General features: G+C 73.3%; 17 protein-coding genes. 10 read left to right on the top strand and 7 right to left on the bottom strand.

The window, feature by feature from the left end; translation table 11 throughout:
• Positions 1 to 135 precede the first annotated feature (135 nt).
• The 9 genes from clsA to BJY16_RS38460 all read left to right on the top strand — a co-directional run bounded on the left by clsA (position 136) and on the right by BJY16_RS38460 (position 6,314).
• Complete coding sequence (gene clsA / locus BJY16_RS38500) at positions 136 to 756, top strand: cardiolipin synthase ClsA (protein ID WP_185044455.1); 621 nt, start codon at positions 136 to 138, stop codon at positions 754 to 756.
• A 2-nt stretch (positions 757 to 758) separates the two neighbouring features.
• Positions 759 to 1,712: a DUF881 domain-containing protein gene (locus tag BJY16_RS38495; RefSeq protein WP_185046874.1), complete on the top strand. Its 954-nt coding sequence runs from the start codon at positions 759 to 761 to the stop codon at positions 1,710 to 1,712.
• Entirely contained in the window at positions 1,709 to 2,041 is a 333-nt protein-coding gene (locus tag BJY16_RS38490; RefSeq protein ID WP_185044454.1) for a small basic family protein, read from the top strand. Before BJY16_RS38495 ends, BJY16_RS38490 begins: the two co-directional genes overlap by 4 nt.
• Positions 2,042 to 2,364: 323 nt before the next feature.
• Positions 2,365 to 3,156, top strand: coding sequence for a DUF881 domain-containing protein (locus tag BJY16_RS38485; protein WP_185046873.1), 792 nt, complete (start codon positions 2,365 to 2,367; stop codon positions 3,154 to 3,156).
• Positions 3,157 to 3,170: 14 nt separating this feature from the next.
• Positions 3,171 to 3,551 (top strand): glycine cleavage system protein GcvH, encoded by a 381-nt coding sequence (gene gcvH / locus BJY16_RS38480; RefSeq protein WP_185044453.1) that lies wholly within the window; start codon positions 3,171 to 3,173, stop codon positions 3,549 to 3,551.
• Positions 3,552 to 3,755: 204 nt separating this feature from the next.
• Positions 3,756 to 4,208, top strand: a complete 453-nt coding sequence (gene odhI, locus BJY16_RS38475) for an oxoglutarate dehydrogenase inhibitor Odhl (RefSeq protein WP_014692031.1) — start codon at positions 3,756 to 3,758, stop codon at positions 4,206 to 4,208.
• A gap of 68 nt (positions 4,209 to 4,276) precedes the next feature.
• The gene (ftsR, locus tag BJY16_RS38470; RefSeq protein WP_185044452.1) at positions 4,277 to 4,945 is read left to right on the top strand and encodes a transcriptional regulator FtsR; all 669 of its coding nucleotides are present in this window, start codon (positions 4,277 to 4,279) and stop codon (positions 4,943 to 4,945) included.
• 125 nt (positions 4,946 to 5,070) lie between these two features.
• Entirely contained in the window at positions 5,071 to 5,535 is a 465-nt protein-coding gene (locus tag BJY16_RS38465) for a bifunctional nuclease family protein (RefSeq protein ID WP_014692029.1), read from the top strand.
• A 230-nt stretch (positions 5,536 to 5,765) separates the two neighbouring features.
• Positions 5,766 to 6,314 (top strand): MerR family transcriptional regulator, encoded by a 549-nt coding sequence (locus BJY16_RS38460; RefSeq protein WP_185044451.1) that lies wholly within the window; start codon positions 5,766 to 5,768, stop codon positions 6,312 to 6,314.
• 9 nt (positions 6,315 to 6,323) lie between these two features.
• Here the strand turns inward: BJY16_RS38460 and BJY16_RS38455 are convergent, their stop codons facing one another.
• The 5 genes from BJY16_RS38455 to BJY16_RS38435 all read right to left on the bottom strand — a co-directional run bounded on the left by BJY16_RS38455 (position 6,324) and on the right by BJY16_RS38435 (position 14,712).
• Complete coding sequence (locus BJY16_RS38455; protein WP_185044450.1) at positions 6,324 to 7,556, bottom strand: MFS transporter; 1,233 nt, start codon at positions 7,554 to 7,556, stop codon at positions 6,324 to 6,326.
• Positions 7,553 to 8,116 carry an ArsR/SmtB family transcription factor gene (locus tag BJY16_RS38450; RefSeq protein ID WP_185044449.1) on the bottom strand — a complete coding sequence of 188 codons (564 nt, stop codon included), beginning with the start codon at positions 8,114 to 8,116 and terminating at the stop codon, positions 7,553 to 7,555. The genes BJY16_RS38455 and BJY16_RS38450 overlap by 4 nt, the downstream gene beginning before the upstream one ends.
• A 109-nt stretch (positions 8,117 to 8,225) precedes the next feature.
• Entirely contained in the window at positions 8,226 to 10,127 is a 1,902-nt protein-coding gene (asnB, locus tag BJY16_RS38445) for an asparagine synthase (glutamine-hydrolyzing) (RefSeq protein WP_185044448.1), read from the bottom strand.
• Between the two features lie 156 nt (positions 10,128 to 10,283).
• Complete coding sequence (locus BJY16_RS48785) at positions 10,284 to 13,268, bottom strand: tetratricopeptide repeat protein (RefSeq protein WP_185044447.1); 2,985 nt, start codon at positions 13,266 to 13,268, stop codon at positions 10,284 to 10,286.
• 796 nt (positions 13,269 to 14,064) lie between these two features.
• Complete coding sequence (locus BJY16_RS38435) at positions 14,065 to 14,712, bottom strand: GtrA family protein (protein WP_185044446.1); 648 nt, start codon at positions 14,710 to 14,712, stop codon at positions 14,065 to 14,067.
• An 80-nt stretch (positions 14,713 to 14,792) separates the two neighbouring features.
• Between BJY16_RS38435 and BJY16_RS38430 the strand changes: the two genes are divergently transcribed.
• Entirely contained in the window at positions 14,793 to 15,692 is a 900-nt protein-coding gene (locus tag BJY16_RS38430; protein ID WP_185044445.1) for an alpha/beta hydrolase, read from the top strand.
• Here the strand turns inward: BJY16_RS38430 and BJY16_RS38425 are convergent.
• On the bottom strand, positions 15,661 to 17,400 hold the full coding sequence (locus BJY16_RS38425) for a sensor histidine kinase (RefSeq protein ID WP_185044444.1): 1,740 nt from the start codon (positions 17,398 to 17,400) through the stop codon (positions 15,661 to 15,663). The genes BJY16_RS38430 and BJY16_RS38425 overlap by 32 nt on opposite strands.
• The gene (locus BJY16_RS38420; RefSeq protein WP_203758889.1) at positions 17,397 to 18,101 is read right to left on the bottom strand and encodes a response regulator transcription factor; all 705 of its coding nucleotides are present in this window, start codon (positions 18,099 to 18,101) and stop codon (positions 17,397 to 17,399) included. The genes BJY16_RS38425 and BJY16_RS38420 overlap by 4 nt, the downstream gene beginning before the upstream one ends.
• Between the last annotated feature and the right edge of the window lie 17 nt (positions 18,102 to 18,118).

Raw genomic sequence — 18,118 nt, 5'->3', positions numbered from 1 at the left:
ACGCATTAGCGGGTGTGGCGGGCGTGACTGCGCGACGGCACTCGGTAGGCAGGTGGTTATAGTGGCTCGGCGACCCCGGTGTCTCGGTGCCCGGGCCCGGAGAGTCGCAGCCCAGGGGGAGAGGAAGTCGTGGCGATGTCGCAGCCCGCGCCGTCCATCGAGACCTCCAACCGGATCTTCACGATTCCCAACGTGATCAGCTTCATCCGGCTGCTGGGCGTCCCGCTCTTCCTCTATCTGCTGCTCGGCCCGCAGCACGACGTGGCAGCGGTGATCGTGCTCGCGGTCGGCGGCACCACCGACTGGGTGGACGGCTACGTGGCCCGCCGGATGAACTCGGTGTCCCGGCTGGGCGAGCTGCTCGACCCGTTCGCCGACCGGCTCTACATCCTGGCCACGCTGATCGGCTTCACCGTCCGCGAGGTCGTCCCGTGGTGGTTCACCGGCGCGCTGCTGCTGCGTGAGGTGGTGGTCGGGATCGCGCTGCTGATCCTGCGCCGGCACGGCTACGGCCCGCCCCCGGTGCACTATGTCGGCAAGACCGGCACGTTCGTGCTGCTCGCCGCGTTCCCGGTGATCCTGCTGGCGGCCGCGGTGCCGTCGATCGACGGCTGGGCCACCCCGGTCGGCTGGGGGCTGGCCTGGTGGGCGCTCGGGCTTTACTGGGCGGCCGGCGTTCTCTATCTGATGCAGGCCGCGCAGCTGCTGCGCGCCGACCGGGACCGGCCGGGCGCCGCGCCGGCGGTCGCGCCGTGACCATGCCGGCCGGCTCGACGCCGGATCCGGACGGCGAGTCGTCCGGGCGGCGGACCTACGGCCCGGATTTCCTCACCGCGCTGTTCCAGAACCCGTTGGATCCAGGCTATGCCGACGCTGCCGCCCGGCGCGCCGAGGGCTACCGGCGCACCGGCGCCCGCAAGCATCTGACCAGCGGCTTCGCCCTGGTGATCACCGGGGTGATCGGGTTCCTGCTGGTGGTCGGCTATCAGCAGACGGTGGCCGACGAGCCGGGCCGGGCCAAGGCCCGCGACGCTCTGGTCGCCCAGGTGGAGAAACGCCGGGCGCAGACCGAGACGCTGCAGGCGCGGGCCGACCAGCTCGCCGATCAGGTGGCCGAGCTGCGCGAGCGGGAGCTGGGCGGGGCCGCGGTGGCCGGGATCGGCAACCTGGAGGCGGCCACCGGGCTGGCCCCGGTGCGCGGCTCCGGCGCGAAGATCGTTCTGGGTGACGGTCCGGCCTCGGTCGACGCGGTGACCGGCGAGCGGCGCATCGAGGGCCTGGTCAAGGACATCGACCTGCAGCTCGCGGCGAACGCGTTGTGGTCGGCCGGCGCCGAGGCGATCGCGATCAACGGGCAGCGGCTGACCGCGACGTCGACGATCCGGCAGGCCGGTGAGGCGATCCTGGTCGACACCCGGCCGGTGACCACGCCGTACGAGGTGATCGCGATCGGCCCGGGCGACCTGGCCAAGGACTTCCGGGACGGCTATGCCGGGAAGTTCTTCCAGACGCTGGCGGCCCGGTTCGGCCTGTCGTTCGAGGCGTCCAAGGTCAAGAACGTGACGCTGAACGCGGCGCCGGAGCTGAAGCTGCGGTCGGCGTCGCCGAGCACCCCTCCGCCCGCTCCGTCGGGCGCCCCGTCCGTGGCCGGTTCCGGTGTGCCCTCGGGCGTGCCGGGGACGGCCGGTTCACCCTCGGAAGGCGGCCGATGATCGCCGTACTCGCCCTGCTCGCCGGTGTTCTGCTGGGCATCGTGTTCCACCCGTCGGTGCCGCCGGAGCTGGTGCCGTACCTGCCGATCGCGGTGGTGGCGGCGCTAGACGCGGTGTTCGGCGGGGTGCGCGCCAAGCTGGACGGCATCTTCGACGACAAGCAGTTCGTCGTCTCGTTCATCTCGAACGTGCTGGTCTCCGGCCTGATCGTGTATGTCGGTGACCAGCTCGGGGTGGGCGGGCAGCTGTCCACCGGCGTCGTGGTGGTGCTCGGCGTGCGGATCTTCGGTAACGTCGCGGCGATCCGCCGGCACCTGTTCCGGGCCTAGGACTACGTGGGGACGCGATGACCGAGCGCGAGGAGAGCGGGCGCGAGCAGGCGGCGCCGGAGTTCGGCATGCCTACGGCGGGGCGTAAGCCGAGTGCTGACGACGCCTACGGCCTGCCGGCCGCGGCGGAGGAGCCGACGTTCGACTTGCGGTCCGGTGCGGCTGAGGTGGCCGGGACTGCGGGGTACGACGGGGAGCCGACCGAGCTGCTCGAGCCCGAGCCCGAGCGCGGGCGCGTGGGGGCGGCGGACGGCGTACCGGAAAGTGCTGAGGCGGAGAGCGAACCGGAAGTGGCGGCGGCCCCCCGTCAGGGTGAGCCGGAGATGTCCGACACGTCACCCGATGTGTCGACGCGCGACACGCCCGAGCCTGCTAACGAGGAAAGTGATCTTGATCGCGGACCGGCGGCGGCGAAGGCGAAACCGGGTCTCAAGCGTCCGGCGCCGGCCGGCACGCTGATCTGGGTGCTGCTCGCGCTGCTCGGCTTCACCCTGGTGGTGCAGCTGCGCAGCAACGACGCGGACAGTGGCCTGTCCACCGCTCGGCAGGAGGACCTGGTCCGGATCCTGAGCGACCTGGAGGCCCGGGACAGCCGGCTGAACACCGACATCGAGGCGCTGGAACGCAGCAAACAGCAGCTCACCTCGGGTGTCGCCGGGCGGGAGACGGCGCTGGAGGAGGCTGGCAAGCGCAGCCAGGAGCTGGGCCTGCTGGCCGGCACGATCGCCGGGCGGGGGCCGGGCCTGGAGATCACGCTCACCAAGGTGGAGGCCTCCGACGTGCTGAACACCGTGCAGGAGCTGCGCGGGGCGGGCGGCGAGGTGATGCAGATCAACAGCGGGACCGGAGCTTCGGTACGGATCGTCGCCTCCACCTATTTCATCGACGCGTCCGGTGGTGGCATCATCGCGGACGGTGAGCATCTGACCGGCCCGTTCCGGCTCCTCGTGATCGGTCCGCCCGGGACGATGAGCACGGCGCTGCAGATCCCGGGCGGGGTGGTGGCGTCGGTGAAGAGCGGCGGCGGTAGCGTGACCATGGACTCGCGCAGCATGGTCGAGGTGACCGCGGTGCGTAAGGCGACTGCCCTGCAGTACGCACGTCCGGTTTCGTGACTACGGAGGAAGTGTTGATTCCTGAGGATCTGCGGTACACCGCGGAGCACGAGTGGGTCGCCGGTGACGGCAGTGGCCCCGTGCGGGTGGGGATCACCCACTTCGCGCAGGACGCGCTCGGTGACATCGTCTATGTGCAGCTGCCCGAGGAGGGCACGGAGCTGGCGGCCGGCGACTCGATGGGCGAGGTGGAGTCGACCAAGAGCGTGTCGGAGATCTACGCGCCGATCGCCGGCACGGTGGTGGCCCGCAACGACACGCTGGGCGACGAGCCCGAGTTGATCAACGCCGAGCCCTACGCGGCCGGGTGGCTGGTGGAGATCGCCCCGGCCGATCCGGCGGCGGTGGCGGGCCTGCTGGACGCCGCGGCGTACCAGGCGCTGACCGAGAGCTAGACCGAAGCATCGACCCGCGAGTCCGGTTGCCCCGCGATATTGGCGCTGACTAGGCTCGCGGGGCACCTGTAGAACTGTTATTCCTTTGAAACCGTCCTACCCAAACCAACATAGTCGTGCGTCGGGCCTTTTGGCCTCGGCGAGGTCGCAACATCATGACCTTGCCGGTCGAGGCGACGACCAACTGATCCGTGAGGTGGTCCGATGACGCGCCCAGACGACGAGTTCCCCCCGCTCGACGTCACGTCCACGCTGAACCTTGGCGCCCTTGACGAGGTGCTCGAGGGTCCCGAGACCGACGTGGTGCCCAGCCGCATGTCCGGCTCCCTGCCTCCCGGCATGGCCCTGCTCGTGGTCCGCCGCGGCCCGAACGCGGGCGCCCGGTTCCTGCTCGATCACGACGTGACGACCAGCGGGCGGCACCCGGACAGTGACATCTTCCTCGACGACGTGACGGTTTCCCGTCGCCACGCCGAGTTCCACCGCGACGGGGGCGTCTTCACCGTCCGCGACGTCGGCTCGCTGAACGGGACCTATGTCAACCGTGAGCGGGTCGAGGCGGCGACGCTGAGCAACGGCGACGAGGTCCAGATCGGCAAGTTCCGTCTGGTGTTCATCGCCGGCCCGCGGCCGGAGGGCGAGGGCGGCCGGGCGTGAACCCGTCGGGGGCTGCCGCACGCGACCCGGGGGCTTCCGGCCCCCAGGCCGGGCGTGAGGGTGCGCTGATGAGCATCGGGGAGGTGCTGGCCCACCTGCGCACCGAGTTCCCCGACACCACGATCTCGAAGTTGCGGTTCCTGGAGGCGGAGGGTCTGGTCGACCCGCAACGCACCGCCTCCGGGTACCGCAAGTACTCGTGGAACGACGTGGCCCGGCTGCGTTTCGTGCTGACCGCCCAGCGGGATCAGTACCTCCCCTTGCGGGTGATCCGCGAGCAGCTGGACCGGATGGAGCAGGAGCCGGTGGTCCCGCAGCGGCCGACGCTGGTGGCGGTCGGCTCGCAGCGGGCCGCCGACCCGGCCGACGCCCGGATCCCGACCGACGACCTGGTCGAGCGGACCGGGGTGGACGCCGAGCTGCTCGCCGAGCTGGAGAAGATCGGCCTGGTCGTGGCCCGCCCGCCGGGCTGGTACGACGCCGACGCGGTGATCATCGTGGAGGCCGTGGTCGGCCTCACCAGGTTCGGCCTGGAGGTGCGTCACCTGCGGGCGTTCAAGAATTCGGCCGACCGCGAGGTGGGCCTGTTCGCGCAGTTGCTGGCGCCGCTGGTGCGCCAGCAGGACCCGGCGGCCCGGGCCCGGGCCGCGGACACCGCCCGTGAGCTGCAGGCACTGTCGCAGCGCCTGCACGCGGCGCTGGTGCGCACCGGGCTGCGCGGCGAACTGGGTCGTTGAGCCGCGTGGGGCCTACCCTGTGCGGGGTGTCCCGCGCGGGGCGGATCGGCTCGGCGTGCGTGTACCGTGCAGGGTAAGGGGCGGCCGTCTGGGGGCGGCGACAACAACGAACACGGAGGCGGGCGGTGCGCGAGCTGAGCGTGGTCGGGGTCCGGGTGGAGCTGCCCAGCAACCAGCCGATCGTGTTGCTGCGGGAAGTCGACGGTGACCGGTACCTGCCGATCTGGATCGGTGCGGTGGAGGCGACCGCGATCGCCTACGAGCAGCAGGGTGTGAAACCGGCCCGGCCGCTCACCCACGACCTGCTGCGCGACATCCTGGCGGCGTTGCAGCAGCCGTTGAAGGCCGTGGAGATCACCGAGCTGAAGGACAACGTGTTCTACGCCGATCTGCTGATCGGGGAGAATCTGCGGGTGTCCGCCCGGCCGAGCGACTCGATCGCGCTGGCGCTGCGGGTGGGTGCGCCGATCCGGTGCGCCGATCAGGTGCTGACCGAGGCCGGCATCGTGATCCCGGACGAGCAGGAGGACGAGGTGGAGAAATTCCGCGAGTTCCTCGACCAGGTGCGTCCGGAGGACTTCGCGGGTTAGCCAGCGACGCGCAGGGTTAGCCAGCGACGCGCGGGTCTGCCGGCGCGGCGTGGGCGGAAAACGCGAGACGCGCCGGAGAGTAACGGCGGGTCGGCGTGTCGCTCGTCCGAACGCGGCGTGTCGTGCGGTTACCTCCATGTTTCGCCCGTGACTGAGATATACGCTCGTGAAGTCCAGGTGAACCGGCACCGCCCAGATCTATCGATCATGGGCAGCGGGGAGGTAGTCGCGTGCACGAGCAGCCTCTGGAGGGCCCACTCGTCGGCGAGGACGGCTCGGTCGGCTATCGCGGAGTGACGGCTTGTCAGGCGGTCGGCATCAGCTACCGCCAGCTCGACTACTGGGCACGGACCACGCTGGTCGTGCCGAGCGTGCGGGATGCCTCCGGCTCCGGCACCTCCCGCCTCTACTCGTTCCGGGACCTGGTGGTCCTCAAGGTGGTCAAGCGCCTGCTGGACGCCGGGGTGTCGCTGCAGAACATCCGCCGCGCGATCGACACGCTGCGCTCGCACGGCGTCGAGGACCTGGCCGGGATCACGCTGATCTCGGACGGCACCACGGTCTACGAGTGCCGGTCCCCGGAGGAGGTCGTCGACCTGCTGCAGGGCGGCCAGGGCGTGTTCGGCATCGCGATCGGCGGCGCCTTCAAGGAGATCCAGGGCTCGCTGTCGCACCTGCCGGCCGAGCCGGCCGCGCCGCAGCCGGTCGACGAGGCGCCGGCGGAGCCGGCCGCCGGGGACGAGCTGGCGGCCCGCCGGGCTCGTCGGCGGGCCGGCTGAGCCCGCCGCTCATCCCCGGACGCGGTCCGGCGCCGGGGAGCCGGCCAGCGGCGGCGCCGCCCGCACCGCCGGGCTGACCGTCGCCGCGACCGCGGTGACCAGCATGATGCCGGCCAGCACCCCGACCACCCCGGCCGGCCCGATCCCGTCGAGCAGGAACCCGGCCAGCAGCGACCCGAGCGGCAGCACGCCCCAGGACAGGGTCATGCCGGCGCTGCCGACCCGGCCGAGCAGCTCGTTCGGCACGAGCGTGGTCATGTAGGTGCCGAGCACCACGTTCCACAGCGGACCGACGAACGAGGTGGCCGCCCCGATCAGGCCCAGCAGCCACGGCTGCCCGGCGACCAGGAAGAGCGGCAGCAGCGCCACCCACACCCAGTTCACCCCGACGATCACCATCCGGGGCGAGAAGTGCCGGTGCAGCCGGCCCGCGGCGACCGCGCCGAGCAGCCCGCCACCGCTGTAGACACCGAGCATCACGCCGATCTCGGAGGCGCTCGCGCCGTGCCGCTGGGCGAGCACCACGAGCACCAGGACGAGCGCCTGGAAGACCAGGTTGCTCGCGGCGACCAGCAGGATCGCGGCGCGGACCAGCGGATGGCGCCACACCCAGCGCAGCCCCTCGGCGGCCGAGCGCCACAGCGACCGCTCGGCGGGCGGAGTCCCGCTGTCCAGGTCGCGGCGCACGAACAGCAGCGCGACCGCGGCGACCAGGTAGGACACCGCGTCGAGCAGGAACGGCAGGGCGTGCCCGGCGGCGAACAGCACCCCGCCCAGCGGCCGCCCGGCCAGGCCCGCGCCGCGCTGCCGGGCCTCGTTGTGGGCGATCGCGGTGGCCAGCTGCCCGGGCGGCACCACCCGGGGCAGCGCGGCACGCTCGGCCAGGCTGACGAAGACGAAACAGACGCCCTGGACGAACATGACCGCGCACAACTGGGCCACGCTCAGCCACCCGAACCGGATCGCGACCGGCACCGTGACCATGGTCAGGGCGGCGACCAGCTGGCCGATCAGCAGGATCCGGTGCCGCCGCAGCCGGTCCACCAGCGCCCCGGCCGGCAGGTTGACCAGCAGGTAAGGCAGCGTGCCGGCGGCGCCGACCAGGCCCGCGTCCCGGGCCGAGCCGGTGGTGGCCAGCACCAGCAGCGGCATGGCGGTGGCGGTGATCGTGGCGCCGAGGGTGGCCACCACCTGGCCGGTCCACAGCGCGGTGAAGTCCCGGTTGCGCCACAGCCCGCTCATGACGCCGCCCCCGGGAAGGCGTGGAAGAGCACGGTGACGTGCCGGCTGCCCGGGCTCTCCTGGCCGGGCGGGCGCTGCCAGCTCTTCAGGAACGCGACATACGCCTCGCCGAACTGGAGCAGCTCGTCGGCGGTGAGCCGCAACCCGCCGTACGAGTGCAGCGCGGCGGCGCCGAACTCGCCGAGCCGGTCCCGGTTGTCGAGGAAGTCGCGCTGCTCCCGGATGCCCCGCTCGAACCACTGCCGGCCCACCTCGGCGGCGGCGGCCGCGGTCTCCGGGTCGTCGGACTGCTGGGGCAGCCGCAGGTCGGCCGGCACCGAGCGCCAGTAGCGGCGGCGCCCCGCGGACCGCTCGGTGTCCTCCTCGATGAACCCGAACCGGGCCAGCTGCCGCAGGTGGTAGCTGGTCGCGCCGCGGTCCGCCCCGAACTCGGCGGCCAGCTCGGCGGAGGTGGCCGGTCCGCGCTGCTGCAGCCGGGTCAGCATCTGCTGGCGCAGGGTATGCGCGAGCGCCTTGAGCGCGTCCACGTCGAGGACCCGGGGTTCTCTCTCGTCCGTCATAGTTGAGAAGATACCTATGCAAAGACTTCTTCTCAACCAATGGGCGCTGCGGGCTGGGCCCTGGCGCCGCCCGGGGGAGTTGGTGGACGGCGCCAGGTGACGGTGGGCCTCAGAAGGCGACGGGGACCTGGGCCGGCTGCGCGACCGTGATGGTGCGCTCCACATTGATCGCGTGCCACAGGCAGAACATCGCCACCGTCCAGACCTTGCGGGAGCGGTCGGCGGTCCCGGCCCGGTGCTCGGCCAGCAGGCCCCGGGCATAGTCCAGGTCGAGCAGGTGACCGGTCTGCGAGGTGGCCAGCAGGTGGTCCACCCAGTCGCCGATCTGGCCGCGCAGCCACAGCCGGGTGGGGGTGGGGAAGCCCAGCTTGGTGCGGTCCCGCACGGACTCCGGGACGATGCCGCGCATCGCCTCGCGCAGGGCCGCCTTGGTGCTGCGCGAGCCGTGCGGCAGCTTGAGCTCGGTGGCCAGGCCGGCGGCGGCCGCGTAGACCTGCTGGTCCAGGAACGGGACGCGCAGCTCCAGGCTGTGCGCCATGCTCATCCGGTCGGCCTTGACCAGGATGTCGCCGGGCAGCCAGGTGTGCAGGTCCACGTACTGCATGGAGGCCACCTCGTCGACGTCGGCGGTCTCGGCGTACAGCTGCGCGGTGATCGCCGTGTGCGGCTCGGCGGTGAAGCGCATGAGCCGGGCCTTCTCGTCCGGGTCGAAGATCCGGGCGTTGCCGTAGTAACGCTGCTCGATCGGGGTGGTGCCGCGCTCCAGGAAGGACCGGCCGCGCACCCCCTCGGGCAGGACGTGGGCCAGGTGGTGGAGGCCGCGTTTGACGCTCGGCGGCAGCTTGTCGACGGTGGACAGGGAAAGCGGCTCGCGGTAGATCGTGTAGCCGCCGAACAGCTCGTCGGCGCCCTCGCCGGAGAGCACCACGGTGACGTACCGCGAGGCGGTGCGGGCCAGGAAGTAGAGCGGGATCAGCGACGGGTCGGCCACCGGGTCGTCGAGCAGCTGCACGATCCGCGGCAGCTCGGCGAGGACCTGCTCGTCGGTGACCACCGTCGGGGTCAGCGGGATGCCCAACTGGCGGGCGGTGTCCTGGGCGACGTCGATCTCCGAGTAGCCGTCGGCGGCGAACCCGGCGGTGAAGGCGTGGATGCCCGGCTGCGCCTCGGCGGCCAGCGCGGCCACCGCGGACGAGTCGACGCCGGAGGACAGGAACGTGCCGACCGGCACGTCGGCCCGCAGGTGCTTGCGGACGCTGGCCCGCAGCGCGTCCTGGATCGCCTGGTGGGCGACCTCGGGCTGCAGGCGCAACGGCCGCAGCGACGGCCGGAACCAGCGGTGCTCGCGGACCCCGCCGCCGGGCGTCCAGACCAGCCGGTGCCCGGGCGGCAGCCGCCGGATGTGCCGGTGCAGGGTGATCGGGTCCGGCACGTACTGGAAGGTCAGGTAGTGCCCGATCGCGTCGGTGTGCAGGGCCGCGCCGGCCGGCGCCGCGAACGGGTCGAGGGCCTTGCGCTCGCTGGCCAGCCACAGGCCGTCGGCGGTCTCCAGCAGGTAGAGCGGCTTGATCCCGAACGCGTCCCGGGCCGCGTGCACCGTCCCGGTCCGGTGGTCGTAGGCCACGAAGGCGAACATGCCGCGCAGCCGGGGCAGCGCCGCCTCACCCCAGTAGTGGAAGGCGGCCGCGAGCACCTCGCTGTCGCCCTGCGTGGCGAAGGTGGCGCCGTGCTCCCGGATCAGCTCGGCCCGCAGCTCCTGGTAGTTGTAGATCTCCCCGTTGAAGACCACCGACCACCGGTCCGCGTAGTGCAGCGGCTGCACCGACTGCTCCCGGTCGATGATCGCCAGCCGGTTGAACCCGAGCGCGTAACCGTTGCCGTGCACGACCCGGGTGTCGTCCGGCCCCCGGTGCCGCATCGTCTCCAGTGCGGCGGCGAAGGCAGCCGCGCCCGCCTCATCCAGCGGCCCGGCATCGGACCGGCTGCTGAAGTATGCGCTCAGACCGCACATCTCGGCCTCCCCCTCGTCGTTCGTGAGGAGGCGACCGTAGGGCCGACTTGTGAAAATCCTGTGCGGTTCCTGCGGGCTTCCCTTCGCTCACCGGATCCCGTGGGAGTTCTTCACAACAAACCCACAATTCACCTTCGGTACGCCCAGGCGCTGTGCCTACTCGCCCTCCTGGCCGGAGATCACCCGGTGCACGTGCAACGACCACTCCAGCCCCTCGGCGTCGACGCTCTCCGGCCGTTCCTCGGCGAGCTGGTAGCGGATCGTGAGCGCCTCCTCCACCGCCTCCAGCGCGTCGTCCTTCTCGCCGAGCACGATGCGCCGCACCGCCAGATCGGTCAGCGCCGACGCCAGACCCGGCAGGAACGCCTCCGGCCGCTGCTCGGCCAGCCGCCGCCGGAGGGCCACCGCCTCCTCGGCCACCGCCCGGCTCGGCTCGTTGCGGTCCAGGATCCCCAAACTGATCCCGAGCACGCTCAACGCCGCCGCCAGATCCGCCAGATAGGCCTCCGGCCGCTCCTCGACGAGCTGCCGGTGCAGCGCCACCGCCTGCTCCGCCGCCGCCAGGGCCTGCGGATACTGCTCGACCGCCCCGAACGCGAGCGACAGGTTCAGCAACGCCCCGGCCAGATCCGCCCGGTACGCCCCGGCGTCCCGCTCGGTGAGCCGCCCGTAGAGCTCGGTCGCCTCGGCCACCGCGACCAGCGCCGGCTCCGGCTGCTCCAGCACGCCGAGCCGGACCGCCAGGCTGCTCAGCGACCGGGCCAGCGCCGCCTCGTAGGTCTCCGGCTGCTCCGCGGCGAGCCGCCGGTGCAGCACCACCGCCTCCTCGATCGCGGCCAGCGCCGCCGGGTGCCGGTCCAGGTCACCGAGCCGGACCGACAGGTTGTGCAGCGCGGCGGCCAGCTCCGCGGTCCGCCCGGCCCGCCGGTGCAGGTCGGTGAGCCGCTGGGTGATCTCGACGGCCAGCGGGGCGAGGTCGCCGAGCCGGGGCAGCCGGTCCGCGATCGCCACCAGCCGGTCCACGTCGGAGGCCGGATCGGCGGCGATCCGGCGCAGCGCGGTGACCAGCGGCCCGGGCGCCGCGACGCTGGTCGCCGCCTCGGCGGTGGCCGCCGCGAGCAGGTCGGCGTGCCGCAGGCAGAGGCTGGTCAGCGGCACGGTGAGCCGGTCGGTCAGGTCGGTGTGCCGGGCCGCCCGCGCCCACCCGGTCAGCACCCGCCGCCGCTGGCTGTCGGTGAGCACCGGCAGCAGCGGGGTGACCAGGCCGGGGGAGGCGGCCAGGCGCTGCCCGGCGAACCGCTCGGCGAGCCGGTCCGGCCGCAGCCCGCCCCACGGCCGCCCGGCGCCGGCCGGGAAGAGGTCGGCCAGCCAGGCCCGGACCGGGGCCCGCCGGTCCGCGGGCAGCCCGGCGACGCCGGCCAGCAGGCGGTCGGCCTGCTCCACGCTGTCCGGCCGGACCAGCGCCGCGACGGCCAGCACGTCCTGCGCCACCGGCTCCGGCAGGTCCAGCCCGTGCCAGGCGGCGGTGAACGACCAGTAGCGCTGCTCGTGGGTGAGCAGCCGGTCCTCGACCGGTTTGTGCCGGGTCAGCGCGGCGCCGAACCCGGCCGCGTCGAGCAGGTCGGCGAGCGCCCGCATCTGCACGGTCAGCGCCCGCCCGCCGGCGTCGTACGGCGCCGCGGACAGCTTCTCGGCCAGCGCCGGCCAGTGGTGCGCGGCGTGCCCGGGCACCCGCGGCAGCACCGCGGCCAGGTCGTGGACCGCCTGCCGGTACGCCTCGGCCCGCCCGTCCGGCTCGTCGTGCAGCACCGGCAACGCCACCACCGCCGTGCCCTCGAGCAGCCGGTCGGAACGCGCCAGCTGCCACCAGTCCCCGGCCGTCCGGGCCAGCAGCAGCACCCGCAGCGGCCGCGCCCCGTCGTGCCGGGCGCAGGCCGCCAGCAGCGCCCGCAGCTGCTCGGGACGGCTCTCCGCGCCGTCCACCACGATCAGCAGCGGCACCACCACGTCGGCGACCGCGGCGACCGCCTCGTCCGGGGCCGCCTCGTCCAGCCACAGCGTCGCCCAGCCGCCCGCGGTCAGCCGCCCGGCCAGCTCGTGGGCGACCCGGGACTTGCCCTGCCCGACCGGCCCGTGCAGCAGCAGCGCCGCGAACCCGGCCCCGGAACACCAGGCGCCCAGCTCGTCCATCAGCCGGTGCCGGCCGCGGAAGCCGACCACCCGGGCCCCGGCCCGCAGCAGCGACGCCGGCGACCGCGGATCGTCCGGCTCGGTCAGCTGCGCCGCGGCCAGCTCGACCGGCGACAGCCGGGGCACCGCGGGCCCGGCGGCCTCCTGAAAACCTCGGTCCCGGCACAGGGCGCTGACCGAGGTCACCGCCAGCCCGTCGCCGGTCACCCCGACCAGCAGCCCACCGCAGAACACCGGCGCGCCGGCCAGCTCCGCCACGTCCCCAGCCGCACCGCCCACCAGCCGTTCCCCGCGCACCGACTCCTCGTCGCCGGTCACCAGCCGTTCCGCGCGCACCGACTCCGCGTCGCTGGTCACGAGCCGTTCCGCGCGCGCCGGCTCGGCGTCGCCGGTCACGAGCCGTTCCGCGCGCGCCGGCTCGGCGTCGCCGGTCACGAGCCGTTCCGCGCGCGCCGGCTCGGCGTCGCCGGTCACCAGCCGGTCCGCGCGCGCCCCAGCCATCGGCTCGGCCGCGATGAACCGGTCCTCGCGGACCAAGCCGGCCACCGGCCACGGCGTCACCCGGACGGCCCACTCCGACTTCTGGATCCCGAAGGCCAGGGCGGGCAGCTCCGGCCGGTTCGTCACCAGCCGCCCGAGGACCGGGTCGGGCCCGGGCAGGTCGGCCCAGGCCGGATCGCCGATCCGGACCAGCGCCGCGTCGTCCGGTCCGCCCGGCGTACCGCGCCAGGCCACCACCCCGGTGAAGATCCGCCCGGAGGCGGCCAGGCAGACGATCACCTCCGAGCCGGCCTCCGGCGTCGCTCCGGCCGAGGTGAGCACCAGCCGCCCGGCGATCAGACAGCCGGCCGCGCGCCGCCCGGCGACCTCGACGCTCACCACCCGGCCACCGTCGGCGCTGGTCCGCGCTGTCCCAACGGCTGAGCCGGCATCACCCAGATCGATCTGCACCCGGCCACTTTTCCATGCCCGGCCGCCCACCCATACCCACCTATCGGACGGTCCGGCTCAAGATCATTGGCTCACCCGAGGCAGTCCCGCCCGTTTGTCACCCCGTTCCCGGTACGCCCAGAGCCTCCCGCCCGCACCCCTCCCGCGACACTCCGGCCCAATCCCGGCCCGGCCGCGCCGCCAGCCCCCGGCTGGTCCTCACGGGTGTCTCAAGGTCCCGGAGGCACCCGTGACACCCAGCCGGTCCCGGTCCGGCCGCACCGTCAGGCCCGGGCTGGTCCTCATGGGTGTCTCAAGGTCCCGGAGGCACCCGTGACACCCAGCCGGGCCCGGTCGCGGTCCGGCGGCGTCGTCAGGCTCGGGCTGGTTCTCATGGGTGTCTCAAGGTCCCGGAGGCACCCGTGACACCCAGCCGGGCCCGGTCCTGGTCCGGCGGCGTCGTCAGGCTCGGGCTGGTTCTCATGGGTGTCTCAAGGTCCCGGAGGCACCCGTGACACCCAGCCGGGCCCGGTCCTGGTCCGGCGGCGTCGTCAGGCTCGGGCTGGTCCTCATGGGTGTCTCAACGTCCCGGAGGCACCCGTGACACCCAGCCGGGCCCGGTCGCGGCCCGGCCGTGCCGTCAGGCTCGGGCTGGTCCTCATGGGTGTCTCAAGGTCCCGGAGGCACCCGTGACACCCAGCCGGGTCCGGTGGCGCGGCTGGACCGGGAGCGGGGACGGCCTCGCGGGGGCGGGCGCGGGGCGGTGCGGAGGGCGTACCGGAAGCGGATCTGACCGGAAGTGACGCGGACCTTGCGCCTAGCGGCGGGGCTGGGGCTCGTCGGCGGAAGCAGAAGCGGACGGCGCGGCCGGGGCGGAAGGCGAGGCCGAGGTTGACGACGGCGCGGCGGTTGACGACGGCGCTGGGGACGACGGGGTGGAGGCGGACGGGGACGCCGGGCGGGGCTCGTGGCGCAGGAGTTTGCTGCGCGGGCCCGGGGCGGACCGGTGGGCGCGGGCCTCGGCGTGCGGGAAGACGAAGCGTTTGAACGCCCACAGGCGGAACACCATGGCGATCAGCGTGCCCAGGATGATGCCGCTGGCGAAGTCGGCGATCTCCTGCACCGGGCGGCTGACGTCCGGCACGCGCAGGTCGAGGACGTAGCGGGAGACGGCGAGCGGCAGGACGTTGAGACCGATTCCGATCGCGCTGACCGCGAAGAACAGGGCGGCCTCGTGATGCTGCTCACGGCCGCCGCGGGTGCGGAACGACCACTCCCGGTTCAGCACGTAGGACAGGATCGTGGCGACCACGGTGGCGAAGGCCAGCGCGGTGACCGGTTTCTCGTGCAGCACGGTGAGCTTGAGCAGGTAGTTCAGCGCGGTGGTGGCGACGAAACAGATGCCGCCGACGATCAGGAACTTCGCCGCCTCATGATGTTTGCGCCACAACCGGTTCAGCCACATTCGCGCGAGTCTAGAGACGTTTTCTGTGCTGTTGCGTAAAGCGGTGGCGACCGTCACGGCGCGGCTGGCAGGCTCCGCGCATGCTCCTGACCCGTGCCGCCCTGACCAGCGAGATCATCGGGGCCGAGGTGCCCTACACCGTGCTCAGCCCGGAGGACTGGTCGCCGGACGAGGCGTTGCCGCTGGTCCTGGTGCTGCACGGGGCGAATTCGTCGGCCGAGGTGCTGGCCATGATGCAGCCGATCATCGAGAGTGTGCCGCTGCCGCGGGCCCTGATCGCCTGTGTCTCCACGCCGACCGTCGGCGGCTTCTACCTGGGCCGCTGGGAGCGGCTGGTCGCCGAGGAGTTCCCGGCTGAGTTCAACGTCACCCGGATCGCGCTGGTCGGCAGCTCGATGGGCGGGTTCGGGGCGCTCCGGATCGCCTTCGCCGACCCGGAGCGGTTCAGCGCGGTCGCGGCGATCTCCCCGGCGCTGCTCCCGGAGGGCGACGCGCGCGGGCCGCAGCACACCCTCAGCGTGCTGGCCCAGCTCGCCGCGGAGACCGACGAGAGCGTCCCGCAGCGGCTGCGGGCCAACGCCGACGCGGTCCGGGCCAGCGACCTGGCGATCATGCTGCGGTGCGGCGACCGGGACGTGTTCCACCTGCACGACGGGACCGAGCAGCTGCACCGCGCGCTGTGGGAGCTCGGCATCGCCCACGACTACCACCTGGTGCGCGGTGCCGATCATGTCGGCCCGGAGGCGGTCGCGTCGCTGCGGGCCGCGTTCGGGTTCGTGGCCGCGGCGTGGACCCCGCCGAGCGCCGCGGACCGCGAGCTGGAGCGGGCGTGGCTCGACTGGCAGGCCGGCGGCAGGCGGGGTGACCCGCCGCGCTTCGACGCCTTCGGGGCGTCCGCGCCGACCGCGGTGCGGGTGATGATGGCCGACGAGCTGGCCGCGGCGGCGGCTAGCGCATCTCGGCCGGCAACCGGACGGTGAAGGTCGTCCCCAGCCCCGGCTCGCTGCTCGCCGTGATCGTCCCGCCGTGGTCCTCGGCGATCCGCCGCGAGATGGTCAGCCCCAGCCCGGAGCCGCCGGTCGCCCGGTGCCGGGCCGGGTCGGCCCGCCAGAACCGGTCGAAGACCCGGGACACCTCTTCCGGGGTCATCCCGACCCCGGTGTCGCGCACGCTCACGATCGCGGTCAGCTCGTCCCGGGTGACCCGGACCTCGATCTGCCCGCCGGCGTCGGTGTAGCGGATCGCGTTGCTCAGCAGGTTGCTCAGCACCTGGCGCAGCCGGTCCGGGTCGCCGATCACCTCGACCGGGGCGGGCGCGTCGATCAGCAGCCGCAGTCCGGCGTTGCCGGCCACCGCCCGGTGCGCGGTGACCGCCGACTCGGCCAGCTCGGTCAGGTCGAGCGGCTGCCGGTTGTACGCCAGGTCCCCGTTCTCGGCCAGCGCCAGCACCTGCAGGTCGTCGAGGATCCGCCGCTGCAGCAGGGTCTCCTCGTGCAGCGACGCGAACAGCTCCGGAGTCGGCTCGATCACCCCGTCGGCCAGCCCCTCCAGGTAGCCGCGCAGGTTGGACAGCGGGGTGCGCAGCTCGTGGGCGACGTCGGCGACCAGCCGCCGCTGCCGTTCCTCGCTGCGCTGCACCGCCTCCGCCATCGCGTTGAACGACGCGGACAGGAAGGCCAGCTCGTCCTTGCCGCCGGCCGGCACCCGCACGTCCAGCCGCCCGGCGGCGAGCTGCAGGGACGCCCCGGTGATGGCGCGCACCGGCCGGCTGACCCGGCGGGCGATCCAGGCGGTGCCGAGCGCCGCGACGACCAGCAGCCCGGCCGCGCCGAACAGCGCCGGCCGGCCCAGCCCGGCCAGGTCCTGGTCGCGGCCGGCGCCGAAGTAGATCCGCACCGGCACCGGCCCGACCGACGACACCGCCTCGGCGAAGGTCGGCTCCAGGCAGCGGGCGAAGGAGCTGAGCGGGTCGTAGCGGCACTGGGTGAACTGCTGCCACCACTCGTCGAGCCACCCGGTCTCGCGCAGCACCTTCTGCCGGGTGGCTCGCACGCACTCCGGCGAGGCGGCCCGTTGCTCCAGCGTCAGATAGGGCGCGGTGTCGGAGCCGAGCGTGGGGTTGCCCGCCACGCAGCGCGCCGCCGCGAGCGCGGCGCGGTACTGCACCAGCTGCAGGTATGCCTTCTCCTCCGGGGTGCGCAGCCCGCTGCGGCCCGGCGTGGTGGCGAACAGGTCGGCCGGCAGCTCCGGCCGCGCCGGGACCAGCCGGGCCGTCGGCACCCGGTCGCCGAGGTGCGCGCTCGCCGCGATCGTGCCCGCCTCCAGCAGCACATCCGGGTCCAGCGCCGGGTACGGGTCGACCGGCGTGGACAGCCGCTGCACCGGCCCGACCACCTGGTCGCGCAGCACGTCGGAATCGGTCAGCGTGGCGCTCTCGGTCTCCACCCGGATGTGCAGTCCGGTGCGCTCGGACAGCTCGGCCACCACCCGGTCGATGCCGGTCCACTGCCCGGTGGTGAGCCCGAACCGGCGGACCGCGCCGGCGATCTCCGCCTGGTGCCGGTCCCGGGCGGCGCTGAGCCGGGTCACCTCGCGCGAGGTGAGGCTGAGGGTGAGCCAGGCGGTGGCGCCGATCGCGGTGCCCGCCACGATCAGCACCAGCAGGAAGATCCGCAGCCGGAAGCTCACCGCTCGCCCATCCGGTAACCGCGGCCGTAGACGGTCTGCACGTACCGCGGGTCGGCCGGGTCCGCCTCGATCTTGCGGCGCAGGTTGACCACGTGCGCGTCGACGGTGCGCTCGGAGACGTCGTTCTCGAAGCCGAAAGTCTTGTCGATGATCTGACCGCGGGTGAACACCCGGCCCGGCTCCCGGGCGAGCAGCTCCAGGATGGCGAACTCCTTCGCGGTCAGCCGCACCGGGCTGCCGTCCACCCGCACCTCGAACCGGGGCGCGTCCACCTCCAGCTCACCGACCCGCAGCACCTCGCGGCTCTCCCCGCCGCGAACCCGGCGCAGCAACGCCCGGATCCGGGCGGTCAGCTCCCGCGGGCTGACCGGTTTGCTCAGGTAGTCGTCGGCGCCGATGTCCAGCCCGAGCAGCATGTCACTCTCCGCGGACCGGGCGGTGACCAGCAGGATCGCCACCCCGGACAGGGCCGGGTCGGCCTCGGCCCGCAGGATCCGGCACACGTCCAGGCCGTCGACCAGCGGCATCATCACGTCCAGCACGAGCAGGTCGGGGCGCCTCGCCCGGGTCTGCTCCAGGGCCGCCCGGCCATCACTGACGGTGAGCACCTGGTGGCCCTCCCGCTCCAGGTAGAGCCGGATCAGCTGAGCGTGCTTGGGGTCGTCGTCGGCAACGAGGATGCGGGCGGTCACGGCTGGAATTCTGGCGCAGCGGTGCC

It is taken from the genome of Actinoplanes octamycinicus, from assembly GCF_014205225.1.
Lineage (GTDB): Bacteria > Actinomycetota > Actinomycetes > Mycobacteriales > Micromonosporaceae > Actinoplanes > Actinoplanes octamycinicus.
The sequence above is the reverse complement of the archived record's forward strand: the minus strand, read 5'-3'. Positions and strand labels throughout refer to the sequence as shown.

Bases quoted from the DNA above. Each gene is read 5' to 3' on its own strand.
- BJY16_RS38495 (WP_185046874.1), top strand. From the start codon at position 759: ATGCCGGCCGGCTCGACGCCGGATCCGGACGGCGAGTCGTCCGGGCGG.
- BJY16_RS38485 (WP_185046873.1), top strand. From the start codon at position 2,365: ATGTCCGACACGTCACCCGATGTGTCGACGCGCGACACGCCCGAGCCT.
- ftsR (WP_185044452.1), top strand. From the start codon at position 4,277: ATGAGCATCGGGGAGGTGCTGGCCCACCTGCGCACCGAGTTCCCCGAC.
- clsA (WP_185044455.1), top strand. From the start codon at position 136: ATGTCGCAGCCCGCGCCGTCCATCGAGACCTCCAACCGGATCTTCACG.
- asnB (WP_185044448.1), bottom strand. From the start codon at position 10,127: ATGTGCGGTCTGAGCGCATACTTCAGCAGCCGGTCCGATGCCGGGCCG.
- odhI (WP_014692031.1), top strand. From the start codon at position 3,756: ATGACGCGCCCAGACGACGAGTTCCCCCCGCTCGACGTCACGTCCACG.
- BJY16_RS38430 (WP_185044445.1), top strand. From the start codon at position 14,793: ATGCTCCTGACCCGTGCCGCCCTGACCAGCGAGATCATCGGGGCCGAG.
- BJY16_RS38490 (WP_185044454.1), top strand. From the start codon at position 1,709: ATGATCGCCGTACTCGCCCTGCTCGCCGGTGTTCTGCTGGGCATCGTG.
- BJY16_RS38455 (WP_185044450.1), bottom strand. From the start codon at position 7,556: ATGAGCGGGCTGTGGCGCAACCGGGACTTCACCGCGCTGTGGACCGGC.
- BJY16_RS38450 (WP_185044449.1), bottom strand. From the start codon at position 8,116: ATGACGGACGAGAGAGAACCCCGGGTCCTCGACGTGGACGCGCTCAAG.
- BJY16_RS38435 (WP_185044446.1), bottom strand. From the start codon at position 14,712: ATGTGGCTGAACCGGTTGTGGCGCAAACATCATGAGGCGGCGAAGTTC.